This is a genomic window from Acinetobacter sp. OYA S30, assembly GCF_033599315.1.
GTDB lineage: Bacteria > Pseudomonadota > Gammaproteobacteria > Pseudomonadales > Moraxellaceae > Acinetobacter > Acinetobacter baumannii.
The window spans coordinates 1-387 of sequence record NZ_JAWVAV010000156.1; the positions used below are offsets into that span (position 1 = coordinate 1).

At 50.4% G+C, this 387-nt stretch carries 1 protein-coding gene; it reads left to right on the top strand.

Features of this window, described 5'->3' with window-relative positions:
* Positions 1–4 precede the first annotated feature (4 nt).
* Positions 5–387, top strand: a 383-nt coding sequence (locus R5R67_RS19600; protein WP_412838339.1) for an Ig-like domain-containing protein, incomplete at its 3' end; no start/stop codon positions are given.

Genomic DNA, 387 nt, shown 5'->3' on the forward strand with positions numbered 1-387 from the left:
GAACGTGGATGGTGTTGACTATCCAGCAGTGAACAATGGTGACGGCACCTGGACGCTTGCAGACAATACACTGCCTGCATTAACTGATGGTCCACACACCATTACCGTGACAGCAACAGACCCTGCAGGTAATGCGGGTACCGATACAGCAGTGTTGACAGTTGATACAACAGCACCAGCAGCACCAGTGATTGACCCGGTTAACGGGACAGATCCAATTACAGGTACAGCAGAACCTGGTTCAACAGTGACTGTGACTTATCCAGATGGTAGTACGGCAAGTGTTGTAGCAGGACCAGATGGTAGTTGGACTGTGCCAAACCCAGGCTTAAATGATGGTGATACGGTAACAGCAGTAACAGAAGATCCTGCGGGCAATACCTCAGG